This window comes from Pseudofrankia coriaricola (assembly GCF_001854805.1).
Lineage (GTDB): Bacteria > Actinomycetota > Actinomycetes > Frankiales > Frankiaceae > Pseudofrankia.
The window spans coordinates 1-3,481 of record NZ_MBLO01000157.1; the positions used below are offsets into that span (position 1 = coordinate 1).

A 3,481-nucleotide genomic window follows, 5' to 3' on the forward strand; every position below is an offset into this window, starting at 1 on the left:
CTAGGAGACCGCTGAATAACGTCGGCGCGCCTCCCCGGCGCTGATCATGATGTTTGGGATCATTGGTTGGTGTTGGGGAGGAGCCGGTCGGACCGGGAGTTGCTGGACGCCGATGCGCTGGTCGGGCATCTGGTGGTGGCGGGCAGTATGTACCGGCTGCTGGCGGAGCACCGTCGGGTGATGTTCGACGAGGGTCTGTTCGTGGATCTGTTCCCGTCGGTGACGGGCCGGCCGTCGGTGCCGGGTGAGGTGGCCGCGTCGGTGCTGGTGTTGCAGAGCCTGCACGCGTTCTCCGATCGGGAGGCGATGGAGGCGCTGCGGTGTGACCTGCGGTGGAAGGTCGCCTGCGGGCTGCCGTTGGATCATGAGGGCTATCACCCGACGGTGTTGACGTACTGGCGGGGGCGGCTGGCGCGGTCGGATCGGCCGAACCGGATCTTCGAGGCGGTGCGGGGCATCGTCGCCGAGACCGGGGTGCTGGCGGGGAAGACCCGCCGGGCGGTGGACTCGATGGTGTTGGATGACGCGGTCGCGACCCAGGACACGGTCACCCAGCTGGTCGGGGCGATCCGCCGGGCCGTCCGGCAGGTCCCCGGTGCCGGCGAGGTCGTCGCCGAGCGGTGCACGGCGCATGACTACGCGCAGGCGGGCAAGCCGCGGATCGACTGGGAGGACCCGGCGGCCCGCGATGGCCTGGTCTCGGCGCTGGTCAGCGACGCGCGCGCCGTGCTGGCCGCGTTCGCCGAGGCGCGGGACCTCGACGAGACGGCCACCGGGGCGTTGGGCCTGCTCGCGCTGGTCGCCGGGCAGGACGTCGAGCCGGCCGAGGGCTCCGACGGGACCGACGGGCGGTGGCGGATCGCGCGGAAGGTCGCCCCGGACCGGGTGATCTCCACCGTCGACCCGCAGGCGCGGCACGTCCACAAGACCGTCAGCCACCGCCAGGACGGCTACAAGGGCCACGTCGTCGTCGAGCCGGACACCGGCCTGTTCACCGACGGGAAGCTCACGAAGGCAACCGGCGAGGACAACCAGGAAGCCGCCGTCGCCGTCGGCCTGCTCGCCGACGAACCGGCCACCGACCTGGAGATCCTCGGCGACTCGGCCTACGGAACCGGACAGGCCCGGGCCGACCTGGCCCAGGCCGGGCACACCCTGGTCAGCAGGCCGGTCGGGCTGCGCCCCGCGGTGGAAGGCGGGTTCACCCTCGACGACTTCACCGTCGACGAGCAGACCGGCACGGTCACCTGCCCGAACGGGCTGACCAGGAAGATCAGCCCGAAACGCCACGTCACGTTCGGCGCGGGCTGTCGCGGCTGCCCGCTACGCGCCCGCTGCACCACCAACAGGACCGGACGCGCCCTCGAACTGCACCCCCACCACACCGTCCTGCGCGCCGCCCGCGAGCAGTGGGCCACCGACCAGCCCCTGCGCGAGACCTACCGGCAGCACCGGCCCATGGTCGAACGCTCGATCGCCTGGTTCATCGGCCACGGCCGCCACCGCCGGCTGCGCTACCGCGGCCAGGCCGCGGGCGACCAGTGGCTCCACCTACGCATGGCAACCGTCAACCTCACCCGGCTACTCACACTCGGCCTCACGCGTACCCCGACCGGCACCTGGGCCCTCACCCCGGCGGGCTGACCCCCGGAAACCACAGCGGAAGCCCTCGACACAGCCCCGCACCACCCCGGGCACGCCCAGCGCCGCCCACCCACGCCCTCGAACGCCAGAAACCACACCCAGCCGGGCGCCCGGCCGACACACCCAGCCGAGCGTCAACCCCAAAACCGGCGTTGTTCAGCGGCCTCCTAGCCACTGCGGCGGTCTACCGCTTCGGCCCGGACCCGCTGATCACCCGGGGCAACCTAGCCGGCGGGAACAGGCCAATGCTTCCGGTAACGAACATTCGTGACACACGAAGATTCGATGTGTGTTGCCACAGGTCGGTCGTGTAACGCGAGCCGTGTACGCGCCTATGTCCGAGTTGTCCAGCGCTGCCGAGGACCCGGCTGCTCGAATATGCGCTGGCCCGTTGGGCCGCGGGCCGGGACACTCAGCTGCTGTGGACCTGGGGATCTCTGGTTTCAAGCCATCCTTCTTGGTCGGGATCGAGGCGGTTCGGCAGGCGCATGGGTCACGTCTGGCGATGCTCGCGGGCCGGCCGCTGACGGGGTTCGCAGTGGTGCGCTTCGTCGAGGACGGAGACTGGTTCGCCGACTGCCCGGTGGTGCTGGACTTCGACGGCGTCCAGGTGGAGGTGTGCCACTACAAGTTCGACGAACTCTCGGTGGGCTGGGACACGATCGACACCGCGGTGACCATCACCGGGTGGGAGTCGTCCGAGTTCACGCCGCAGTGGTCTGGCAGCGATGAACGCCTCGAACCGTTCGTCGGCCAGGAACTACGCGAGGTCGCGCTGCTTGAGTGGCGGCCAGCCGAGTACGACCTGGCGGCTGGAACGGTGGCGGTGGAGTTCACCTTCGCCAGGGGCCGTCTGGAGATCTTCAATGGTCTCGACGAGAACCGCCTCGAGGTCGGTGCGGCCCACCCGGATTACCTCCGACACGGGCTGGACCGCTGAGCGCTACTGCCACGTTCGTCGATGCCCGCTCGAGCCCGGACTGGCAGCCGAAGGCTACCCGCCGCGCGTTCGACCTCCGCACCTGATCAAATGGTCGACGCCGAGGCCCGGGGGCGGCGATGGTCCGGATCCGCCCCCGGCCGGCAATCAGGTCAGCAGGTGTTCAGCATGCTGGTGAGGGCGGACTTCTCCGCGCTGTCGACGGTTAGGTGGTAGTAGTACTTGACCTGGATCCAGGCGCGTGCGTAGGTGCAGCGGAACGAGGTCAGCGAGGGCTGCCATTCGGCGGGGTCCTTGTCGCCCTTGGACTGGTTGACGTTGTCGGTGACAGCCCACAGTTCCGGCCCGCCGAGGTCGTTGGCGTAGGTCTGGCGCTGGGCGGTGGCCCAGGCCCAGGCCCCCGAGGCCCAGGCTTCGGCGAGGGGCACCATGTGGTCGATGTCGACGTCGGCCGAGTTGGTCCAGGTGGCGCCGTCGTACGGGCTGTACCAGGACCCGGAGGTGGGCGCGCAGCTGCTGTTCACGACGACGCCGGACCCGGCTCGGCGAACTCACCGCCGCCTGCCTCGAGATGACCACCCTCGCGAGCCTGGTCCGCGGCTTCGCGGCCCTGCTCGACCCAGCCGACGGCAACGACGACCTCCTCACCACATGGATCACCAACGCGCGGGGCGCCGACCTACCCCACCTGCACGCATTCAGCCGCGGCCTCGAACTCGACCGCCAGGCCGTCGACAACGCGCTGACGCTGCCCCACCACAACGGCGGGACCGAAGGCGTGAACACCAAGACCAAGAGGATCATGCGCCAGATGCACGGCCGCGCAGGCTTCCCCCTACTCCGCCACCGGATCCTGCTCGGCTAACACTGCGTCACCACCGAAAGTGCGACAGAGCC

At 70.0% G+C, this 3,481-nt stretch carries 3 protein-coding genes and 1 pseudogene; 3 read left to right on the forward strand and 1 reads right to left on the reverse strand.

Annotation, left to right across the window (positions count from 1 at the left end):
• Positions 1–69: 69 nt before the first annotated feature.
• Positions 70–1,644, forward strand: a complete 1,575-nt coding sequence (locus BCD48_RS20830; RefSeq protein ID WP_071046611.1) for an IS1182 family transposase — start codon at positions 70–72, stop codon at positions 1,642–1,644.
• A 541-nt stretch (positions 1,645–2,185) separates the two neighbouring features.
• Positions 2,186–2,584 carry a hypothetical protein gene (locus tag BCD48_RS20835; protein WP_241841886.1) on the forward strand — a complete coding sequence of 133 codons (399 nt, stop codon included), beginning with the start codon at positions 2,186–2,188 and terminating at the stop codon, positions 2,582–2,584.
• A gap of 152 nt (positions 2,585–2,736) precedes the next feature.
• Here the strand turns inward: BCD48_RS20835 and BCD48_RS20840 are convergent, their stop codons facing one another.
• On the reverse strand, positions 2,737–3,108 hold the full coding sequence (locus BCD48_RS20840) for a GmrSD restriction endonuclease domain-containing protein (RefSeq protein ID WP_083418971.1): 372 nt from the start codon (positions 3,106–3,108) through the stop codon (positions 2,737–2,739).
• Positions 3,109–3,125: 17 nt separating this feature from the next.
• Here BCD48_RS20840 and BCD48_RS20845 point away from each other — a divergent pair.
• Positions 3,126–3,449: pseudogene (locus BCD48_RS20845) on the forward strand (transposase); the annotation flags it as partial.
• Positions 3,450–3,481 lie beyond the last annotated feature (32 nt).